This is a genomic window from Sulfitobacter sp. PR48 (genome assembly GCF_028807335.1).
Lineage (GTDB): Bacteria > Pseudomonadota > Alphaproteobacteria > Rhodobacterales > Rhodobacteraceae > Sulfitobacter.
Window position 1 is genome coordinate 144,839 of sequence record NZ_JARAMM010000008.1, and the last position, 20,212, is coordinate 165,050.

Genomic DNA, 20,212 nt, shown 5'->3' on the forward strand with positions numbered 1-20,212 from the left:
CGGAAGCATCTCTGCAACATGACAGGCCCGCCCCCGGCCCGGCGCCAGTGTTCGACTGCAGCTTTCTCCGCATGGCTGCGGATCAGGTGACGCGGTTGCGCACCTTGTAGGCTTCATCGTCCCACAACTTGTTCACCATGACGTCCCGGATCACCGCAACCGCAGCACTCACATCGCCTGCATCCAGATAAAGCGGCGTAAAGCCGAAACGCATGATGTCCGGCGCGCGGAAATCGCCGATCACGCCCCGGTCGATCAGCGCCTGCATCGCGGCATAGCCCTGTTCGAAGCGGAAGGACACCTGGCTGCCGCGCTTCGCGGAATCGCGCGGGCTGGCCAGTGTCAGCTGCGGCACATCACGCTCCACCTCTTCGATGAACTGCTCCTGCAAGGCGATGGAGGCTGCGCGCACGTCCTGCATGTCCACGCCCTCCCAGACTTTCATCGCCTCTTGCAGCGCGGCCATCTGCAGGATCGGCGGCGTGCCGACGCGCATCCGTTCAATGCCCCGGCCGGGCGTGTAGTTGAGATCGAAGTCAAAGGGTGCGCGGTGACCCAGCCAGCCGCTGAGGGCCGGCTCTGCCGCATCCGCAAGATCGGGGCGCACATAGATGAACCCGGGCGCGCCCGGCCCGCCATTGAGGTACTTGTAGGTGCAGCCCACCGCGAATTCGCAGTTTGAACCCGCCAGATCCACCGGCAAGGCCCCTGCCGAATGCGCCAGATCCCAGACCACGACCGCCCCCGCCGCATGGGCAAGCTCGGTCATCGGCTTCATCTCGTGCTTGCGGCCGGTGCGGTAATCGACCTCCGTCAGCATCACCACGGCAATGGTATCGTCAATCGCCTCTGCCACCGCCTCCGGCTCGACTGTTTTCAGCGCGTAGCCCTGTTCCAGCAGGCCCACCAGCCCTTCGGCAATATAGAGGTCACTGGGGAAGTTGCCGGTATCGCTGAGGATCACGCGGCGATCCGGGCGCATCTTCACCGCCGAGGCCAGCGCCTGATAGACCTTGATCGACAGGGTGTCGCCCATCACCACGGAACCTTCCGGCGCGCCGATCAACCGGCCCACCGCATTGCCCACGTCGGAGGGCATCGCCATCCACCCGGCCTTGTTCCAGCCGCGGATCAGCATCTGCGCCCATTCCTCGTTCATCACCCCGGAGACCCGCGCCGGAACATCCACAGGCATCGGCCCAAGCGAATTGCCATCCAGATAGATCACGCCCTCGGGCAGGATGAACCGTTCTTTTCTCAATACATCAGCCACTTACAGCGCTCCTCTCACGTGCCATAATTCGGGAAACAGCTCCACTTCCAGCATCTTGCGCAGATAGGCCACGCCGCTGGTGCCGCCGGTGCCGCGCTTGAAGCCGATGATGCGTTCCACCGTGGTGACATGGTTGAACCGCCAGCGGCGGAAGTAATCCTCAAGATCGACCAGCTTTTCGGCAAGTTCATAGAGTTCCCAATGGGTTTCCGGGTCTTCATAGATTTTTTGCCACAGGTCCTGCACCGCCTGGTCGGCCTGCCAGTCACCTTCGCCCGGCGCACCTGCCAATGACGGCACCTCCAGCCGCGCGCAGAGCGTCTCAATCGCAACCTGATAGAGGCTGGGCTGCGCCAGTTCCGATTTCAGCGCCTCATAGGCATCCGCCTTGTGCTGGTGCAGCTTCATCAGCGCGCCGATGCGATTGCCCAGCAGATATTCGATCAACCGGTATTGATGTGACTGGAATCCGCTGGAATTTCCGAGGCTTGGCCGGAATGCCGTGTATTCGCTGGGGGTCATGGTGCGCAGCACGTCCCAGGCCGAATTCAACTGCTCGAAAATCCGTGCCACGCGGGTCAGCATCTTGAAGGCCGGTTGCAGCCTGCCTTGCTGCATCGACGCCCGCGCCGCCTGCAATTCGTGGATCGCCAGCCGCATCCACAGCTCCGACGTCTGGTGCTGCACGATGAACAACATTTCGTCATGGGCCGTGCTTTGCGGATGCTGGGCCGTCAGGATGGCATCCAGGCCCAGGTAATCGCCATAGGACATGTCCCTGGCGAAATCCATCTTTGCCCCTTCGGAGGCGCTGTCGAAATCGCTCATGTTTTCTCCCGCAGTGCAAAACGCTGGATCTTCCCGGTTGCCGTCTTGGGCAGCGCATCCACGAAACGGACGTCACGGGGGTATTTATAGGGCGCAATCTCTGCCTTAACATGATCCTGCAACAGTTTGATTGTGCTGCTATCTTTTGGCGCACCATCCACCAGGACCACATGCGCCTGCACGATGGAGCCGCGCGCCTCGTCCGGGGCGGCGACGACCGCACATTCGCTGACCATCGGGTGGCTCAGCAGGGCCGCCTCCACCTCCGGCCCGGCGATGTTGTACCCGGCAGAGATGATCATGTCATCGTTGCGTGCCGCGAAATGCAGATAGCCGTCCTCATCCATGGTGAAACTGTCGCCGGTGATGTTCCAGCCGTCTTTCACATAGACCCGCTGCCGGTCGTCGGACAGGTAGCGGCAGCCGGTCGGCCCCCGCACGGCCAGCCGCCCCACTTCGCCGCGCGGCACTTCTGCGCCTGCCTCGTCGATCACCTTGGCCTCATAGCCTGTCACCGGTTTGCCGGTACAGGCGGCCCGGTGATCGTCGAAGCGGTTGGAAATGAAGATATGCAGCATCTCCGTCGCGCCGATCCCGTCGAGCATCGGCTTGCCGGTCTTTTCCTTCCAGTCGTGATAGACGGGCGCTGGCAGGGTTTCACCTGCGCTGACCGCCGCGCGGAGCGAGCTGAGGTCGGCGCCCTCTTCCATTGCCTGCAACATGGCGCGATAGGCCGTGGGCGCGGTGAAACAGACAGTTGCCTTGAATTTCTCAATGATTTCAATCATATTCGGCGGGCTTGCCGTCTCCAGCAGTGTCGCGGCCGCGCCAAAGCGCAGCGGGAATACCGCCAGGCCGCCCAGGCCGAAGGTGAAGGCCAGCGGCGGCGAGCCGACAAAGACATCCTCCGGCGTGACCCCCAGCACCTCGCGGGCATAGCCATCCGCGATGATCATCAGGTCGCGGTGAAAATGCATCGTGGCCTTGGGGCTGCCGGTAGTGCCGGAGGTGAAGCCCAGTAGCGCCACGTCATCCGCCGAGGTCTGCACCGCATCGAATTTCACCGGCTTTTCCAGCGCCAGCCGGTCCAGTTCCGCATCATGATTGGAGGTGCCGTCGAAGCCCACGACGGTGGTCAGGAAATCCGAGGTCTTGGCACAGGTCGTCATCTCGTCCATCAGCCGGGTATCGCAGAGCGCATGGCTGATCTCTGCCTTGTCCACGATGGCCGCCAGCTCGCGGGCGCGCAGCATCGGCATGGTGTTGACCACCACCGCGCCCGCCTTGGTCGCCGCCAGCCAGCAGGCCACCATTGCCGGATTGTTGGCAGAACGGATAAGCACGCGATTTCCGGGCTTTACGCCAAGGTCTTCAACCAGTGCGCGGGCCAGCTTGTTGGTCCAGTCGGTCAGTTCCTTATAGGTGCGCCGCCGCCCGTTCCCGATCAGGGCGGTGTGGTCTCCGAAGCCTTTTTCCACCATAAGATCAGTGAGTTCTGACCCGGCGTTCAACTTCTCGGGATAGGGAAACCCATCGAGCAGAAAATCGGGCCAGTCGCCCTGGGCCGGCAGGTTGTCACGGGTGAATGTATCTGTATGAGCCGAAACGCCAAGCATGTCAGTATCCTCCCAATGTCTGGCGGGCGATCACGACGCGTTGCACATCGGACGCCCCTTCATAGATGCGCAACGCGCGGATCTCGCGGTAGAGGCTTTCGACCATCTGGCCGTGCCGCACACCGTCGCCCCCATGCAGTTGCACGGCCTTGTCGATCACTTGTTGCGCGTGGTCGGTGGCAAAGAGCTTGGCCATCGCGGCCTCGCGGGTCACGCGCGGCGCACCGGAATCCTTGGTCCATGCCGCGCGATAGATCAACAACGCACTTGCGTCCACATCCACCGCCATGTCGGCAATATGGCCCTGCACCATCTGCAGATCGGCCAGCGGCGCCCCCTGCACCTTGCGGGTCGTCACCCGGGCAATCGCCTCGTCCAGCGCCCGGCGGGCAAAGCCAAGGGCCGCGGCCGCCACGGTGGAACGGAAGACATCCAGCACCGACATGGCAATGCCGAACCCCTTGCCGCGATCCCCGATCAGCGCCGAACCGGGGATTTTCACATTGTCGAAATGCAGGGTTGCCAGCGGGTGCGGCGCGATGGTTTCCAGCCGCTCCTCCACCTTCAGGCCGGGCGTGTCGGCGGGCACGACAAAGGCCGACAGCCCCCGCGCCCCCGGCGCCTCGCCGGTGCGGGCAAAAACCGTATAGACATCGGCGATTCCGCCGTTGGAGATCCAGGTCTTGCGCCCGTTCAGCACAAAACCGTTGCCTTCGGTTTCGGCGGTCATGGTCGAGCTGGCCACGTCAGAGCCCGACTGCGGCTCGGTCAGTGCAAAGGCGGAAATCGCCTCTCCGGCCCGTGTCTTTGGTAACCAGGTCGCCTGCTGCTCGGGCGTGCCGAACAGCGAGATCGCGCCGGTGCCCAGCCCCTGCATGGCAAAGGCGAAGTCGGCCAGACCATCGTGACGCGCCAGCGTCTCGCGGATCAGGCAAAGGCTGCGCACGTCCAGCACCTCCGCGCCCTCGGCACCGGAATGGCGCAGCCAGCCGCCCGCCCCCAGCCGCGCCACCAGATCGCGGCAGGCCGCATCGGTGTCGCTGTGATCCACCGACGCCAGTTCAGATCCCGCCCATGCGTCCAGCGCCTCCGCCAATTCGCGATGCCGGTCCTCGAAGAACGGCCAGGTCAGAAAACTGCGGTCAGACATTGCACATCACCTGTTTCTCTTTTTGGTCAAAAATATCCCGGGGTCCGGGGCAGCGCCCCGAAGGGCGCCAGATCACACCACTCAGTTCCCTTCGAAGACCGGGCGTTCCTTGGCCACAAAGGCCTTGTAGGCGCGCTCGAAGTCGCCGGTCTGCATGCAGATCGCCTGGGCCTGTGCCTCGGCCTCGATCGCCTGTTCGATGGACATGGACCATTCCTGCGCCAGCATGGTCTTGGTCATCATATGGGCAAAGTTCGGCCCCGCCTGGATCTGTCGGGCCAGCTTCAGCGCATCGGCCTCCAGCACCTCCGCTTCGGTCAAACGGTTGAAAAAGCCCCAGCGCTCGCCTTCCTCCGCCGACATCGACCGCCCGGTATAAAGCAGCTCAGCCGCCCGGGTCTGGCCGATGATGCGCGGCAGGATTGCGCAGGCCCCCATGTCGCAGCCCGCCAGCCCGACGCGGGTGAAAAGAAACGCGGTCTTCGCCTCGGGCGTCGCCAGCCGCAGGTCGGAGGCCATGGCGATGATCGCGCCGGCACCGACGCAGATGCCGTCGACGGCAGCGATCACCGGTTTGCCGCAGTTCACGATGGCCTTGACCAGATCGCCGGTCATTCGGGTAAACCGCAGCAGCTCCTTCATGTTCATCCTGGTCAAAGGACCAATGATATCATGCACATCCCCGCCGGAGCTGAAGTTACCGCCGTTGGAGCCAAAGATCACCACATCGACGTCATCGGCATAGACCAGATCGCGGAACCAGTCGCGCAGCTCGGCATAGCTGTCGAAGGTCAGCGGGTTCTTGCGGTCCGGCCGGTCCAGCCGCACCGTGGCGATCCCGTCCTTGATGTCACAGATGAAATGCTTCACGTCACTGCGCATTTGCAGTCTCCTTTTCTTCAGATTCGGCAGCGGTCGCAAAGGCTTGCAGCCGTTCGGCCATCTCGCGGGCATCGGCGGGGCTGACGCCGGCCAGCATCTTGTCGATCCATTCCTCATGCGCCCGCGCCTGCCGGGCAAATTCCTTTTGACCGGCCGTTGTCAGGCGCAGGATGATGGCGCGGCGGTCGCCCGGCACCGGGGTCCGCTCGACCAGACCTTCGTCGCTCAACCGGTCCGCGATGCCGGTCACATTGCCGTTCGACACCCGCAGCACCCCGCTCAGCTGGCTCATCTTCAGCCCTTCGGGATGGCGCGACAGGGCCGACATCACGTCAAAACGTGGCAGCGTCGTATTGTGTTCGCGGCGCAGTTTCTCGCGCACTTCCTGTTCCATGCCCCGCACCACCTTGAGCAGGCGCAGCCAGAGGCGCAAGCGGTCCTTGGCGGCGCTCATATCTCGCCCCCCGAAAGGGACAGCGTGTGGCCGTTCACGGCGGCAGCACCGTCAGACAGCAGGTAAAGCGCTGCGGCAGCGACCTCGGCGGTTTCGACAAAGCGGTTCTGCGGGCTGGCCTTTGCCAGGATGGCACGCGCCTCATCTTCGCTCTTGCCGGTGGTGTGCACGATGTTGTCGACGCTGCGGGCCAGCAGCGGCGTGTCGATGAAGCCCGGGCAGATGGCGTTTACGGTGATGCCGGTGCGGGCCAGTTCCAGCGCCAGCGCACGGGTCAGGCCGACGACGCCGTGTTTCGCCGCGACATAGCCCGCGACATAGGGATAGCCCTTGAGCCCGGCAGTGGAGGCGACGACGATCAGCCGCCCCTTGCCCGCCTCCTTCATCCCGGTCAGCGCCGCCTGCCAGACGTTGAAGACGCCCGTTACATTGACCGCCATCATCTCGGCCATGTCCTGCGCGGTAATCTTGTGAAAGGGTGCCGAATGGGCGGCACCCGCATTTGCGATCACCCCGGTGACCGGCCCCTGTGCGTCACGCGCGGCAGCAAAGGCTGCGGTCACCGCTTCCGGATCGGTCACATCGCAAAGCTGATAGGGCAGCCCCTGCTCTTTCAGCGGCGCTTCGCGGCGGCCCATGATGGTGACAGCCACACCGGTCTGCGCCACCGCATGGGCAATCGCCGCCCCCACGCCGGTGCCGCCTCCTGTGACGATCACATGGCCTGTCATACCTGTTCCACTTCCGCCGCGCGGTCGGCCAGCCGCCAGGTCTGATCGCGGCCCGCTTCATAGGGCAGTGGCCATTTCGCGTGGCGGTCGCCAATCTCGGCCCCGGCATGCAGCGTCCAATAGGGGTCCGACAGATGCGGCCGCGCCAGGCAGACAAGATCGGCGCGCCCCGCCATCAGGATCGAATTGACATGATCGGCCTCGTAGATGTTGCCGACGGCCATCGTCCTGATCCCGGCCTCATTGCGGATGCGGTCAGAGAAGGGTGTCTGGAACATGCGGCCATAGCTTGCCGGGTGGTTGACCGAGGTCTGACCGGCGGAAACGTCGATGATGTCTGCGCCTGCCGCCTCGAACATCTTTGCGATTTCAACAGCTTCTTTCGGGGTCACCCCGTCATCGCCGGCCCAGTCATTGGCAGAGATGCGCACCGACATCGGCTTGTCTTCGGGCCAGACCGCGCGCATGGCGGCAAAAACCTCCAGCGGGTAGCGCATGCGGTTCTCCAGGCTGCCGCCGTATGCGTCCGTGCGGACATTGCTGAGCGGCGAGATGAAGGAGGAGATGAAATAGCCGTGCGCAGCATGCAGTTCGATCATGTCAAAGCCCGCGCGCTCCGCCATTTCGGTGGCGGCGACAAATTCATCGCGCACCCTGTCCATGTCTTCGCGGGTCGCCTCCTGCGGCGTGGCGTTGCCATCCGACCATGGGATGGCGGAGGCCGAAATCAGCGGCCAGTTGCCCTCTTTCAACGGCATGTCCATGCCTTCCCAGCCGATCCGGGTGGAACCCTTGCGCCCGGAATGGCCGATCTGGCTGCAGATCTTTGCACCCGTCTCTGCGTGAACGAAATCGGTGAGGCGTTTCCATGCCGCTTCGTGTTCGGGGGCATAGAGGCCGGGACAGCCGGGCGTGATCCGCCCCTCGGGCGAGACGCAGGTCATCTCGGTATAGACCAGCCCGGCGCCGCCCTTGGCCCGTTCACCGTAATGGATCAGGTGCCAGTCGGTGGGGCAGCCATCGACCGCCTTGTATTGCGCCATGGGCGAGACGACGATGCGGTTGGCAAGATCCATCTTGCGCAGGCGGAAGGGTGCGAACATCGGCGCGCGCACCGGGCCATTGCTGCCCGCGCCCGCCTGTTCCATGAACCACTTTTCCGCGCCTTCCAGCCACTTGGAATCACGCGCGCGCAGATTCTCGTGGCTGATCCGCTGGCTGCGGGTCAGCATCGAATAGTTCAGCTGCACCGGGTCCAGATCGAGGTAGCGTTCGACATCTTCAAACCATTCGAGCGAGTTGCGCGCCGCCGATTGCAGGCGCAGCACCTCAAGTCTGCGCGCGTCTTCATATTTCTCGAATGCTTTCGCAATGTCGCGTTCCTCGTGTACATGCTCCGCCAGCGAGATCGCGGATTCCAGCGCCAGCTTGGTCCCCGAGCCGATGGAGAAATGCGCCGTCGCGGCGGCATCCCCCAGCAGCACGACGTTCTTGTGGTGCCAGGTTTCACACAACACGCGGGGGAACCTGATCCAGGCGGACCCCCGGATGTGTTTGGCATTGGTCATCAGGCTGTGGCCAGCCAGATGGTCCTTGAACACCTCTTCGCAGATCGCGATGGTCTCGGCTTGCGTCTTGTCGCCAAAGCCGTAGTTGTCGAATGTCTGCTGCGAACATTCGACGATGAAGGTCGCCGTGTCCTTGTCGAACTGATAGGCATGCACCCAAAGCCAGCCCTTGTCGGTCTTCTCGAAGATGAAGGTGAAGGCATCGTCGAACTTCTGATGGGTGCCAAGCCAGAGGAACTGGCATTTGCGCACATCGATGTCGGGCTGGAAAGTGTCCTGGAATTCCAGCCGGGTCTTGGAATTCAGCCCGTCGCAGGCGACCACAAGGTCATAATCGTCCATATAGGCAGATGCGCTTTCGACTTCGGTTTCGAATTGCAGGTTCACACCCAGTTCGCGGGCCCGCGCCTGCAGGATGATCAGCAATTGCTTGCGCCCGATGCCGCAGAACCCATGGCCGGAGCTGACCGTCTTCTGACCCTTGTAGACCAGCGCCATGTCATCCCAATAGGCAAAGTGGCTGCGGATTTCGCGGGCCGAGACGGGATCATTGGCTTCGAGGTTGGCCAATGTCTCATCCGACAGCACCACGCCCCAGCCGAAGGTATCGTCCGGCTTGTTGCGCTCCAGCACGGTCACATCCGCATCCGGGTTCCGCAACTTGGTCGAAATGGCGAAATACAGCCCGGCGGGACCGCCGCCCAGACAAATTGCACGCATGGTCACATCCCCTCTTCAAAGCAGTTGCCGCAAGGCTATGCGGTTTTATTTTTTACTTCAAGCAAAAATATTTTAAGGTTGAAGTAAAATGCATTCCCTGCCCCCGGACCCGCCTTTCCGTCGGATTGAGGATGGCTCTTGCCGCCCGATTGGGCCAATGTCGCGCCATGACTGACAAACAGATAAATCCCGATTGGGTTGCAGTGGATGCAGGCGCAGATGGGCTGCGGGCCTGGGCGATGCAGGGCGGCCGCGCGGTGGCGCAGGTGCAGCAGGCCGGATCAAACGCGCGTGACCTGACAGCTGACGGGCTGCGCCCTGCCCTGCAGGACCTGACCGCGGGTTGGCAGTTCGGCAGCAAGACGCCGGTGGTGATCTGCGGCCCGCTTGAAGGCAGTGCGGCCGCGCTGCGGGCGGTGCCCTGTACGCCACTGGGCGAAAGCCTGCCACGCGCCAGCGACGCGGCATCGCCGCTCTACCCGGTGCCGGGATTGCGGCAGAAGTCCCCCGCCGATGTCATGCAGGGCGGGGAAACCCGCATCGCCGGGTTCCTGGCGCTCAACCCCGGCTGGGACGGGGTGATCTGCCTGACCGGGCCACACAGCATCTGGGCCGAGGTCAGCGCGGGCGAAGTGGTCAGCTTTCAAAGTTTCATGAGCGGCGAGCTGGTCGCGCTGCTTCGACAACATTCGACCCTGCGCCCTGCCCTGGCCCAAGCCACCATCGACATGGCCGATTTTGGCGCGGCGGTGTCGGACAGCCTGAGCCGGCCCGAACGTCTGGCCGCCCGTCTGCTGGCGATCCGCTCCGGGCATCTGTCGGGTTCTGCGGCAAAGGGCGCGGCGCTTGCACAGTTGAACGGTCTGCTGATCGGGGCGGAACTGGCGGCGGCGCGCCCCTATTGGCTGGGTCAGAACCTGGCCCTGATCGGCGCGCCGGAACAGACCCGTCTTTATGCGGCGGCGCTGGAGGCGCAGGGCGCCCCCGCAACCGTCGCGGAAGCGGCCCGTATGGCGCTGGCCGGGCTGACCGCCGCCTACCGCCTGGCTGAGGGCTGACATCAAGCCTGTTGACCTGTGCCGACGCCGCGTTTACTTAACATGATAAGTTAAACGGGGAGAGCGGCTGTGAACTGGAAAGAGTTTCGAAAGCGCGGCGCGGATGCTGCGCACTGGGCATCGGATTATCACCGCGACCTGCGCGCGCGGCCTGTCAGGGCGCGCAGCAAGCCGGGCGATGTGCTGGCGCAATTGCCGCTCTGCCCGCCGGATGCGGCACAGCCTGTCGATGACATCCTTGCCGATCTGGAACAGACCATCCTGCCGGGGATGACCCATTGGCAGCACCCCCGTTTCTTTGCCTATTTCCCGGCCAATGCGGCCCCCATATCGGTCCTGGCGGAATATTATGTCAGCGCCATCGCGGCGCAATGCATGCTCTGGCAGACCTCGCCGGCGGCGACGGAACTGGAGACCCGCGTCTGCGACTGGATGCGCCAGGCCATCGGCCTGCCCGAAGGATTCTCGGGCGTGATCCAGGACAGCGCCAGCACCGCAACGCTTTGTGCGGTGCTCAGCATGCGGGAGCGCGCGCTGGACTGGGCGGGAAATGCCGAAGGGCTGAGCGGCCAGCCCACCCTGCGCATCTATTGCTCGGCCGAGGTGCATACCTCCATCGACCGGGCGATCTGGATCAGCGGCATCGGCGAGGCAAATCTTGTGCGCATCCCCACGGGCGGCCCCACCCGCGCGATGGATGTGGCTGCCCTGCGCGCCGCTATCGCGGCGGACCGGGCGGCGGGGATGCTGCCTGCCGGGATCATCGCCTGTGTCGGCGGCACCAGTGCGGGGGCGACAGATGACATCGCCCGCGTGATGGATGTGGCCGAGGCCGAGGGGCTTTACACCCATGTGGACGCGGCCTGGGCGGGCTCCGCCATGATCTGCCCCGAATTCCAGAACCTCTGGGCGGGGGTGGAACGCGCGGATTCGGTGGTGCTGAACCCGCACAAATGGCTTGGCGCGCAATTCGACTGCACCACCCATTTCCTGCGGGACCCTGCGACGCTGGTGAAAACGCTGGCGATCCAGCCGGAGTATCTGAAAACCCATGGCGCGGACGGGATCATCAACTATTCCGAATGGTCCGTGCCGCTGGGCCGCCGGTTCCGCGCGCTGAAGCTGTGGTTCCTGATCCGGGCGCATGGGCTGGACGGGCTGCGCCAGATGATCCGCAACCACGTGGACTGGACCGTGGGGTTGGCACAGCGGCTGGCCGGGGTGCCGGGTTTCGAGATCGTGACCCAGCCGATGCTGTCGCTCTTCACCTTCCGCTATGCGCCCCCCGGTGCCGGGGACCTGGACGCGCTGACCCAGGACCTGGTGAACAGGATCAACGACGACGGGCGGATCTATCTGACACAGACGCGGATCGACGACGCGCTGGTGATCCGCTTCCAGGCCGGCGCCTTTACCGCAACAGCCGAAGATGTGGAGATGGCGTTTGACGTGATCACGGAACTGGCGGCGGATATGCACCCCACCTGAGCCGGAACGACCTCAGGGCGCGACGACAGTCACACCGGGAATGCGCTGGATGGTCAGCAGATCCTCGTCATAGATATCCGTCATCTGTTCGACCAGCTCATCGGTCCAGCCGGGCATGTCGAGCTCTTCCTCGATCTCTTCCTCCAGCGCAAACTTGTCGAGGAAGGCCGAAATCACCCGGCGTTTCTGCATCTCGGACATGCCGGGGTGGTTGTCGATGTAGGCCCGGAAGCGCTGCATGCCTTCCTTGCTCATGATCGCCGCCAACAGGTCGAAACCGCCTGCAATCTTCTCGTGATGTTCGACACCCGCCATCTCGCGGATGATCTGGGACCAGATCAGCGGCATGTCCTCGTTGCACCAGACGGTGATCGGGATATCGGGCGCGGCCTGACGGATCGCCAACAGGGTTTCGGACCATTTGACATCCAGCGGCCCGCGCCCGCCCCAGAAGGCGGTATCGGATTTCTCCAGGGCAACGGAATGCAGCACCGGCAACAGCGCCGCCGGATTGCGGATCGCCAGAAAGATCTCCACCTCGTCATCGGGGAAAATCTCGGACATGTTGCGCATCCGCGCTGCCGCGTCGGGATAGAGCCTTCCCTGCCGCACCGCCGTGCCTGCGGTGCGAAAGAAATTGGGATCGGAGAGGATCACCCGGTCGGCGGGGTCATCATCAAGGATGACATCCAGGAGCACCGCGCGCGCATCGGGTCCGGCCGGCGCCCGGTGCATCGCGTTCAGCGTATCGCGCACCAGCTTGCGGTAGGTCCCCGGACCGGGGATCATGATTCCACGTTCCCGGAACTGGGCGGCATTGCGCAGCATGGATTTGATCAGCCGGTCCTGTTCGGTGTAATGGGCGCCAGTATGCAAGATCAACTGCATGGTATTTGCTTCGCACTTTCCTGATTTCGCCCTTCCTTATCCCGTTGCGGCATCTGTGTAAAACTGCAAATGCGCGCCCCGTCCGGTCTGGTGAAAACCGGCCGGATCACCTGCCGCCCGGCCTGCCCGCCCGACCGGCCGATCACAGCGGCGCCGCGGGGCAAAAGATTTTTCACCGCGCCTCACGGACCCGCTTGCATCCGCAATCGCGATCCACTAAAGAACGCCCACGCTTGAACGGACATCCCCTTCAACGCGTCATCGCCTCAGGCGACGGCCCCTATAGCTCAGCTGGTAGAGCAACTGATTTGTAATCAGTAGGTCCGCGGTTCGAGTCCGTGTGGGGGCACCATTTAATTCCAATAACATCTTGCAATTAAACGGCTTTCTGGAGCGAACTACAGTTCAATCCACCCCAGAAACCACCTTTGACGGTTTCATGGCGCTGTCGATCAATTGGTCAGAAGGTCAAAGCGCGTCTGGAAGTATCCGACGAAGGCCGCATCCGACGCGGCCTCGAAACGTTCAATCTCGGCTGTAAGGCGGTCAAAGGTGCTTTGGTGCATGCCCTTACCCGATCAGCAGTCAACTCCGGCAGGGTGCGGCGCGACGCCGCCATCGCTGCCGAGATAGCGACCGGGACAACCTGTGCCAGCGTTTTCGATTGGCATTGACGCTGAACCCGTTGATACTGAGCCATGCTGTCAACATCCCTGAAATCAGTTTTGCATCACGCCAGATACTTCCCTTTGTGGTCGGCACTGACCATCAATCGATGGCGCGCCTTTGATTTGCAGTCTCGCGCATTGGGGACAGCGTGTGGAACGGTTATGCGTTGGTTTCCGCCCGCAAGAAACCGGTTTGACCGCGAAGCCAGACGGGTTTTTTCCGATATGAAGCGCAGTGAGCGCGCCAAGCTAGGCCAGCGTATGGGCCGCCAGATGGGGCGGACACTCTTTGAGATATATCACGATGCCGAATTTCAGACCCAACACCACAAATTCAGGAGCTCAGGCCCGGGCCTTGATGCTCTGAAAGCGGCGAACGCGGCAGGCAAGGGAGCAATCATTGTTTCCGGCCATTTCGGGCAGTGGGAAGCTGTTCGCGCTGTGATCAGGATGCATGGGCTCGAAAGCGGAGCTGTGTATCGGCCGCACAAGAACCGTCATTATGCGCGACGGATTCTTGCCGGTATCGAAGCGGGGGGAAGACCGATCCTGGCGACCGGCCGTGTGGGAACCGGGGGGCTTGTTCGACACCTGCGGGATGGAGGCATTATCTCCATCTTGTTGGATGAAAAATATGCCGAAGGTGTACGAATACCGTTTCTTGGGATTGATGCGCTGACATCCTTGGCCGCCGCTCAGCTTGCGCTGAAATATGATCTGCCCATGATCCCCGCCTATGGTACGCGCGTTGACGACGGCAACGCATTTCAGGTGGACTTCGAAGCTCCAATCCCCCACTCCGACAGCATAACCATGACCCGCGCGTTCAACGACAGTCTATCTGCGCGGATCATGGCAAACCCGGAACAATGGTATTGGATGCTAAGGCGTTGGGGGGTGGAGTAGGCGAAGGTCTGAGCCTTTCTGCTTCCTGCCTTTGAAACTACTCCGTTAAATGTTCAATGTCCGCTTTCGGAGAGCCAGGCCCAAATCAGAATGTACTGCCGAAGGTCCGTTCCGGGCCGTCCGTGACGATGGCCCAAACCCTTTGACCTGCCCCCCGGCTCGTCCTTCGTTCATAACGAGAGTCTGGCGGTTTGGACTTACCCTCGCCCCCCGGTAAAAGTCCTGCATGGGATGGCTTTTGAAGGTTGCCCGGACCGCGGCTATCGAATAGGAACGAATACAGAACTATTGACGTGGACGCGGGGATGACAGATCGTTTCCATCACGATGAAGAGGGCCGACAGCAGTGCTGACATCCGTAGAACTTTGCGCTGGTGCCGGCGGTCAGGCCCTCGGGCTTGAGAAGGCCGGATTTGCCCATACCGCATTGGTCGAGATCGACAGTCATTGCTGCAACACGCTGCGCCACAACCGGCCCGGCTGGAACGTCCTTGAAGAAGACATGCGTCTCTTCAAGGAGGGTGCCGAGGCCTACAAGGGTGTGGACCTGCTGGCAGGCGGCCTGCCCTGCCCGCCATTCTCCATCGCCGGGAAACAGCTTGGCGAAAAGGACGAGCGCAACCTGTTCAACGATGCCATCGACATTATTGACGCCGCCCGCCCCCGCGCAGTGATGATCGAAAACGTGCGCGGTTTCCTGGGTGCGGTTTTTCATGACTATCGGGAGCGGCTGAAAACACAGCTGGACAAGCTGGGGTATCAGACGGACTGGCGGCTGCTGAACGCCTCGGACTATGGCGTTCCGCAGCTACGGCCGCGTGTGGTGATTGTGGCAATTGCAAAGGACCGTGCGGAATACTTCGATTGGCCGGAAGCGAATGTGCACAACCCGCCGTCGGTCGGGGAAACATTGCAAGACCTGATGGCGGCGCGGGGCTGGCCGGGTGCGGCGGAATGGGCTGCAAAGGCCGATGAAATTGCGCCGACCATCGTGGGCGGTTCCAAGAAACATGGCGGCCCGGACCTTGGCCCGACGCGCGCGCGTGCGGCCTGGGCCACTTTGGGCGTCGAGGGGCGGACCATTGCGCCCGAGGCACCCGATCGCTTTTTCACGGGGATGCCGCGCCTGACGGTCCCGATGGTGGCGCGGATTCAGGGTTTCCCGGACGACTGGCATTTTACCGGGGCCAAGACCAATGCCTATCGCCAGGTCGGCAATGCCTTTCCGCCGCCGGTTGCCCAGGCGGTATCGGGCCAGATCGCAAAAGTGCTGCGCAAGCGCGTGCTGCGCGTGGTCAACGGCTAGGCTTCCCACAGCCGCCCGCCTGTGACAGCGTGCTGAGACACAACCGAAAGTCAGAGCGGCGGGCCTTTGAAAAAGACCATCCCAGAAAGCATCGTTCTTGCGGGTCACCGCGATTACGACCTGCTGAGTGCAATCGCGGATGAGATCACGAAACGCGCGGGCGGGGCCGGGGCGCTGGCCGCCGGGTTCTCGGCCATGCTGCGCCAATGCGTCGATGATGTGATCATGACCCCCAAGACGGGGCGGCGCTCTTATGATGAGCTGGAAAAGACCGAAAAGACCTATATCGGCACGCGGGTCGAGATTGAGCTGCGCGCGATGCTGTCGCTGCCCAAAGGCAGGCTGGACACCGTCATTCTCGGGCATGACGTGGACATCAAGAACACGATGGGCAGCAACTGGATGATCCCGACCGAAGCCATCGGCCATCCCTGCATCCTTGTGGCCGCGGATGAGATTCGCGCGCGCTGCTACCTCGGTCTGATCGTGGCACATCCGGAATATCTGACCCTGGGCCAGAACAAGGATTCCAAGAAAAGCGTATCGGCGCCGGGGTTTGCCAATATCTTCTGGTTGCTGTTGGATCATCCCTATCCGCCGAACTTCTGGCGCAGGGTTCCTGCCGATGTAATCGAAGGCATCTTTGCAGGGAGGTCGGGCAATCAGCGCATGGCCAATCTGTTTCGCGCGGTGCAGCGCGCGCCGATCACCCGCGACGTGGTCGAGGCGGTGGCCCAGCAACAGGATTTCATGCGGCGCATCCGTTCGGACAATGGCAGGGGCACCCGGGATCATCTGGCCCGCGAGGGCATCCTGCTGCTCTCCGGCCAGTATGACGCGCCGCTGATTGCAGCCCTGGGGCTGCCCGCCTGTTCGGGCAGCGAATTTGTCTCTTACCGGCCGGTGTCGCAGGGCGAGGCCGATCTGGCGGCGGCCCATGGCATTGCGCTGGTCTGGCCGCCTGACCCCTAAAGCGTTTCGGGATATACCTGAATCACTTGTTCGCTGCCTCTCCCTGCGGTCGAACGCGAAAAGTGATGTTGGATGTTTCAAGTTCATCCCGAAACGCTGTAGTCACCCGGAATCAAAGTTCGATTCATTGAATACAGCTCTCAACGGCGGGTTCGCGCCCGAGCCCGAGGGCGGCCCTCCCTTTGGCGAGGCATTTTCACTTTTTGATACTTCGCAGCATTTTGCGAGGTCGGAGTTGCGCACCCGCCGTTTTGCCGGAGGCAAACCTGCGGTTTGACGGGGGCGGTGTCAGGTGCGAACCGGATCGCAAGCGATCCGGGGGCAGTGGAAAATGGTGCGCATTTCGTTTCCGCCATACTCGCGCATGCTGCGCCGTGTGGAATCGGCACGCCTTTGGCGTGACGGGAGGGCGATTTTGTGCCCTCTGCCAAATCACGACCGGAAATCACGACCGGATTGAGTGTTTGGACATTCTTCACCGCACATTGGTCCAGAACGCCCCCCAGGTCGGGCGCTCCCCGGCCTGCACCTCAGGTCAAACGCGGCCCGTTGAGTGCGGAAATCCCGGTCAGAGCACCACTTCGATCAGGCTGGGGCCCTTGCGGGTCAGCCCGTCTTGCAAGGCGGCTTCCAGGTCTTCGCATGTGGTCACCCGGACGGCATCCACCCCCATGGAGTGCGACATCTGCACCCAATCCAGCGCCGGGCGGTCGAGGCTGAGCATGTCGATTGCGCGGGGCCCGGGGTTGCCGACGCCCACATTGGTCAGCTCGCCCCGCAGGATCTTGTAGCTGCGGTTGGCAAAGACCAGCGTCGTGATGTCCAGGTTTTCCCGCGCCATGGTCCAGAGCGCCTGCACCGTGTACATCGCCGAGCCGTCCCCGGTCAGCGCCATCACCCGGCGGTCCGGACAGGCAATCGCCGCGCCGATGGCGGCGGGCAGGCAATAGCCGATGGAGCCGCCGCAGTTGTTCAGCCAGGTATGGCGCGCCGTCCCCATGGTCGCGGGGGAAAACGCCCGGCCCGTTGTCACGGATTCGTCCACCACGATGCCATCCTGCGGGATTGCCCGGGCGATGCAGGCCGCCAGCTTCTCCAGATCAATGGTGCCGCTGGGCGCATCGGGCAGATCATGCCGGGCCACATGTGCGGGGGGCGTGTCGGACGCCGCCAGTGCCGTGCAGAGGCCAGTCAGCGCCGCGCCCAGATCCGCGCCTGCGTCGGCCAAAGTCACGATCTCGGCCCCCTCGCGGGTCAGGATCGCGGGCTTGCCGGGATAGGCGAAAAAGCCGATGGGTGCGCGCGCCCCGATCAGGACGATCCGCTTGAAGGGCTCCAGCACCTTCAGCGCCATGTCGATGGGATATGGCACGCGGCCAATGGCCACCCGCCCTGCCCCGCGTTCCAGCCGCGCGTTGGACCATTCCGACAACAGCTTGCAGCCGGTTTTCGCAGCGATCCGTCCGGCGGTTTCAAGGTTCTCTTCGGTCAGCGCCGTGCCGCCCAGCAGCAGCAGGGTTTCCGGCCCATCCAATGCGGCAGAGGCCTGCGCCAGCTTGCTTTCGTCAAAGGGCGCCGGTGCGGGGGCGTCCAGTGCAGCCGCCGGGCTGCCGCCTGCATCCCAGGCGGTGTCGCTGGGCAGGATCAGGATCGCGATCTGCCCCGGTGCTGTCATGGCGGCCTGCACCGCTTCTGCGGCATCCCGGCCCACGGACGCGGCAGAACCAGATGTGCGCACCCAATGCGAAACCGGGCGCGCGATGCCTTCGATATCGGCGGTCAGCGGCGCATCCAGCGCAATATGGCCGGAGGCATGTTCGCCAACGATGTTCACCACGCCGGAACCGGCCTTTTTCGCGTTGTGCAGGTTGGAGACCCCGTTGGCCAGCCCCGGCCCCAGGTGCAGCAGCGTCGAGGCGGGTTTGCGCGCCATGCGGTAATAGCCGTCAGCGGCCCCGGTGGCGACGGCCTCCTGCAGGGCCAGAATGGAACGCATGCCCGGAATATGGTCCAGTGCCGCGACAAAATGCATCTCGGAGGTGCCGGGATTGGTGAAACAGACCTCCACCCCGTTGGCCAGCAGGCTGTGCACCAGGCTCTCGGCGCCGTTCATGTGATCGTCTTTCACGTGTTTTCCTTTTCTGCAGCCCAATAGAGGGCCCGCAAGTCCTTCTTCAGTATTTTCCCGATGGTGCTGCGCGGCAAGGCATCGCGCAGCTCGACCGCCGACAGGCGCTGGCTTTTGCCCAGTTTGGCATTGGCCCGCGCCAAGATCTCTTCGGCCCCGCGCGATGCCCCCTCGCGCCGCACCACAAGGCCCAGCGGGGTTTCTCCCCAGGCCTCGGACGGCACGCCGATCACGGCGGCATCGGTCACATCCGGGTCATCCAGCAGCACCAGCTCCAGATCATTGGCATAGATGTTCAGCCCGCCCGAAATGATCATGTCCTTCTTGCGGTCCGACAGGGTGAGAAAGCCGTCTTCGTCCAGATGGCCCATATCGCCGGAGCGAAAGTACACATGGCCCTGGGCGTCACGCCAGATGTAATCCGCCGTCAGGTCGTCGCGGCCAAAGTATCCCGCCATCATGGTGGGGCCACGTCCGCAGATTTCGCCGACCTGCCCCGGCGGCACCTCGTTCCCCTGCACGTCGATCAGGCGGATTTCATTGCCCGGCGCGGCTTTGCCCACGGTATGCAGCTTGTCGGGGTGCTCATCCGCGACCAGAACGGTGACGCCGCCGCCTTCGGTCAGCCCGTAGTATTCGATCAGCTTGCCGGGAAAGCGCGCCAGCACATCGCGTTTGACATCCGCGCGCAGCGGTGCGGAGGTCGAGAATTTCATCCGCATGGAGGACAGATCGAAACTGTCGAAATCGGGCACATCCATGATACGTTTGTATTGCACAGGCACCAGCATGGTATGGGTGATCTGTTCGCGCTGGACGATTTCCAGATAGCGGCGCGCATCGAATTTCGGCATCAGGTACACGGTCGACCCGCCGAACAGGGTCGGGACAAAGGCCACGATGGTGGTGTTGGAATATAGCGGCGTGGACAGCAGCGTGCGGGCCTCCGCGTCATAGCCGTTGGGCGTGACCCGGTCCATCTGGGCGGCGCGCATCAGGTGGTCGTGCACGATGCCCTTGGGGGTGCCGGTGGTGCCCGAGGAATAGATCAGGTTGAAGGGGTCCTTCATGTCGATGGGCACCATCGGATCAGAGGTCCCGGCCCCCGCCAGTGCGGCCTCATAGCCGTCATAGCCCGCCGCCGTGAAATCCAGCGCGAAGCGGTGAAGTGCCATGTCGCCCAGAAACCCGTCCAGCAGGTCGCGATAGGCCTCCGCGACAAAGATCGCCTTTGCCCCGCAATCCGCGATCATTTTCTGCAGCGCCTCGGGCGATGCCATGGAGGAGAGCGGCGTGACGCATCCCCCCGCCCGCAGGATACCCATGAAAAGCGTGGCATAGGGGATCGAATTGGGCGACAGGATCGCCACGTTGTCCCCCTTTTGCAGCCCTCGCCCCAGCAGCAGATTGGCCACCCGGTTGATCCCGGTATCAAAGGCGCCCCAGGTCAGTTTCTCATCGCCACAGACCAGCGCCATCCGGTCGGGATGGGCGGCGGCATTGGCGCGGACACGCGCGACGATGGTTTCGGTGGGGGGCGTGTCGCCAACAGGTGGGTTGATGGGTATCATGGCGC

Annotated in this window: 16 protein-coding genes and 1 tRNA gene; 6 read left to right on the forward strand and 11 right to left on the reverse strand. The window is 63.1% G+C overall.

The window, feature by feature from the left end:
- Positions 1–82: 82 nt before the first annotated feature.
- From kynU to PVW51_RS12545, 8 genes are all read right to left on the reverse strand, one after another.
- Positions 83–1,273: a kynureninase gene (kynU, locus tag PVW51_RS12510; protein ID WP_274575329.1), complete on the reverse strand. Its 1,191-nt coding sequence runs from the start codon at positions 1,271–1,273 to the stop codon at positions 83–85.
- Positions 1,274–2,101, reverse strand: coding sequence for a tryptophan 2,3-dioxygenase (locus PVW51_RS12515; protein ID WP_274575331.1), 828 nt, complete (start codon positions 2,099–2,101; stop codon positions 1,274–1,276).
- On the reverse strand, positions 2,098–3,717 hold the full coding sequence (locus tag PVW51_RS12520; RefSeq protein ID WP_269364435.1) for an AMP-binding protein: 1,620 nt from the start codon (positions 3,715–3,717) through the stop codon (positions 2,098–2,100). Before PVW51_RS12520 ends, PVW51_RS12515 begins: the two co-directional genes overlap by 4 nt.
- A gap of 1 nt (position 3,718) precedes the next feature.
- The gene (locus tag PVW51_RS12525; RefSeq protein WP_274575332.1) at positions 3,719–4,867 is read right to left on the reverse strand and encodes an acyl-CoA dehydrogenase family protein; all 1,149 of its coding nucleotides are present in this window, start codon (positions 4,865–4,867) and stop codon (positions 3,719–3,721) included.
- A gap of 81 nt (positions 4,868–4,948) precedes the next feature.
- Positions 4,949–5,749, reverse strand: coding sequence for an enoyl-CoA hydratase family protein (locus tag PVW51_RS12530; RefSeq protein WP_274575333.1), 801 nt, complete (start codon positions 5,747–5,749; stop codon positions 4,949–4,951).
- The gene (locus PVW51_RS12535; RefSeq protein WP_269364439.1) at positions 5,739–6,203 is read right to left on the reverse strand and encodes a MarR family winged helix-turn-helix transcriptional regulator; all 465 of its coding nucleotides are present in this window, start codon (positions 6,201–6,203) and stop codon (positions 5,739–5,741) included. The genes PVW51_RS12530 and PVW51_RS12535 overlap by 11 nt, the downstream gene beginning before the upstream one ends.
- Positions 6,200–6,934, reverse strand: coding sequence for an SDR family NAD(P)-dependent oxidoreductase (locus PVW51_RS12540; protein WP_274575335.1), 735 nt, complete (start codon positions 6,932–6,934; stop codon positions 6,200–6,202). The genes PVW51_RS12535 and PVW51_RS12540 overlap by 4 nt, the downstream gene beginning before the upstream one ends.
- Positions 6,931–9,222: a bifunctional salicylyl-CoA 5-hydroxylase/oxidoreductase gene (locus PVW51_RS12545; protein ID WP_274575336.1), complete on the reverse strand. Its 2,292-nt coding sequence runs from the start codon at positions 9,220–9,222 to the stop codon at positions 6,931–6,933. The genes PVW51_RS12540 and PVW51_RS12545 overlap by 4 nt, the downstream gene beginning before the upstream one ends.
- Positions 9,223–9,389: 167 nt before the next feature.
- On the opposite strand from PVW51_RS12545, the gene PVW51_RS12550 reads away from it, so the two are divergent.
- Together PVW51_RS12550 and PVW51_RS12555 are read left to right on the forward strand one after the other, a co-directional pair.
- Positions 9,390–10,280: a 2-dehydro-3-deoxygalactonokinase gene (locus tag PVW51_RS12550; RefSeq protein WP_274575337.1), complete on the forward strand. Its 891-nt coding sequence runs from the start codon at positions 9,390–9,392 to the stop codon at positions 10,278–10,280.
- 69 nt (positions 10,281–10,349) lie between these two features.
- Positions 10,350–11,768, forward strand: a complete 1,419-nt coding sequence (locus tag PVW51_RS12555; RefSeq protein WP_274575338.1) for a pyridoxal phosphate-dependent decarboxylase family protein — start codon at positions 10,350–10,352, stop codon at positions 11,766–11,768.
- Between the two features lie 12 nt (positions 11,769–11,780).
- On the opposite strand, the gene PVW51_RS12560 is transcribed toward PVW51_RS12555, so the two are convergent.
- Positions 11,781–12,656 (reverse strand): hypothetical protein, encoded by an 876-nt coding sequence (locus PVW51_RS12560; protein WP_274575339.1) that lies wholly within the window; start codon positions 12,654–12,656, stop codon positions 11,781–11,783.
- 276 nt (positions 12,657–12,932) lie between these two features.
- On the opposite strand from PVW51_RS12560, the gene PVW51_RS12565 reads away from it, so the two are divergent.
- The 4 genes from PVW51_RS12565 (at position 12,933) to PVW51_RS12580 (ending at position 16,508) form a co-directional block, all read left to right on the forward strand.
- Positions 12,933–13,008 (forward strand) — tRNA-Thr (locus PVW51_RS12565).
- 346 nt (positions 13,009–13,354) lie between these two features.
- Positions 13,355–14,230: a lysophospholipid acyltransferase family protein gene (locus PVW51_RS12570; protein WP_274575340.1), complete on the forward strand. Its 876-nt coding sequence runs from the start codon at positions 13,355–13,357 to the stop codon at positions 14,228–14,230.
- Between the two features lie 346 nt (positions 14,231–14,576).
- On the forward strand, positions 14,577–15,536 hold the full coding sequence (locus tag PVW51_RS12575) for a DNA cytosine methyltransferase (protein WP_114273333.1): 960 nt from the start codon (positions 14,577–14,579) through the stop codon (positions 15,534–15,536).
- 66 nt (positions 15,537–15,602) lie between these two features.
- Entirely contained in the window at positions 15,603–16,508 is a 906-nt protein-coding gene (locus tag PVW51_RS12580) for a NaeI family type II restriction endonuclease (protein ID WP_274575341.1), read from the forward strand.
- A 568-nt stretch (positions 16,509–17,076) separates the two neighbouring features.
- Here the strand turns inward: PVW51_RS12580 and PVW51_RS12585 are convergent.
- Positions 17,077–18,621, reverse strand: coding sequence for an acetolactate synthase large subunit (locus PVW51_RS12585; RefSeq protein ID WP_443288049.1), 1,545 nt, complete (start codon positions 18,619–18,621; stop codon positions 17,077–17,079).
- A gap of 11 nt (positions 18,622–18,632) precedes the next feature.
- Positions 18,633–20,207: a class I adenylate-forming enzyme family protein gene (locus tag PVW51_RS12590; RefSeq protein WP_274575344.1), complete on the reverse strand. Its 1,575-nt coding sequence runs from the start codon at positions 20,205–20,207 to the stop codon at positions 18,633–18,635.
- Between the last annotated feature and the right edge of the window lie 5 nt (positions 20,208–20,212).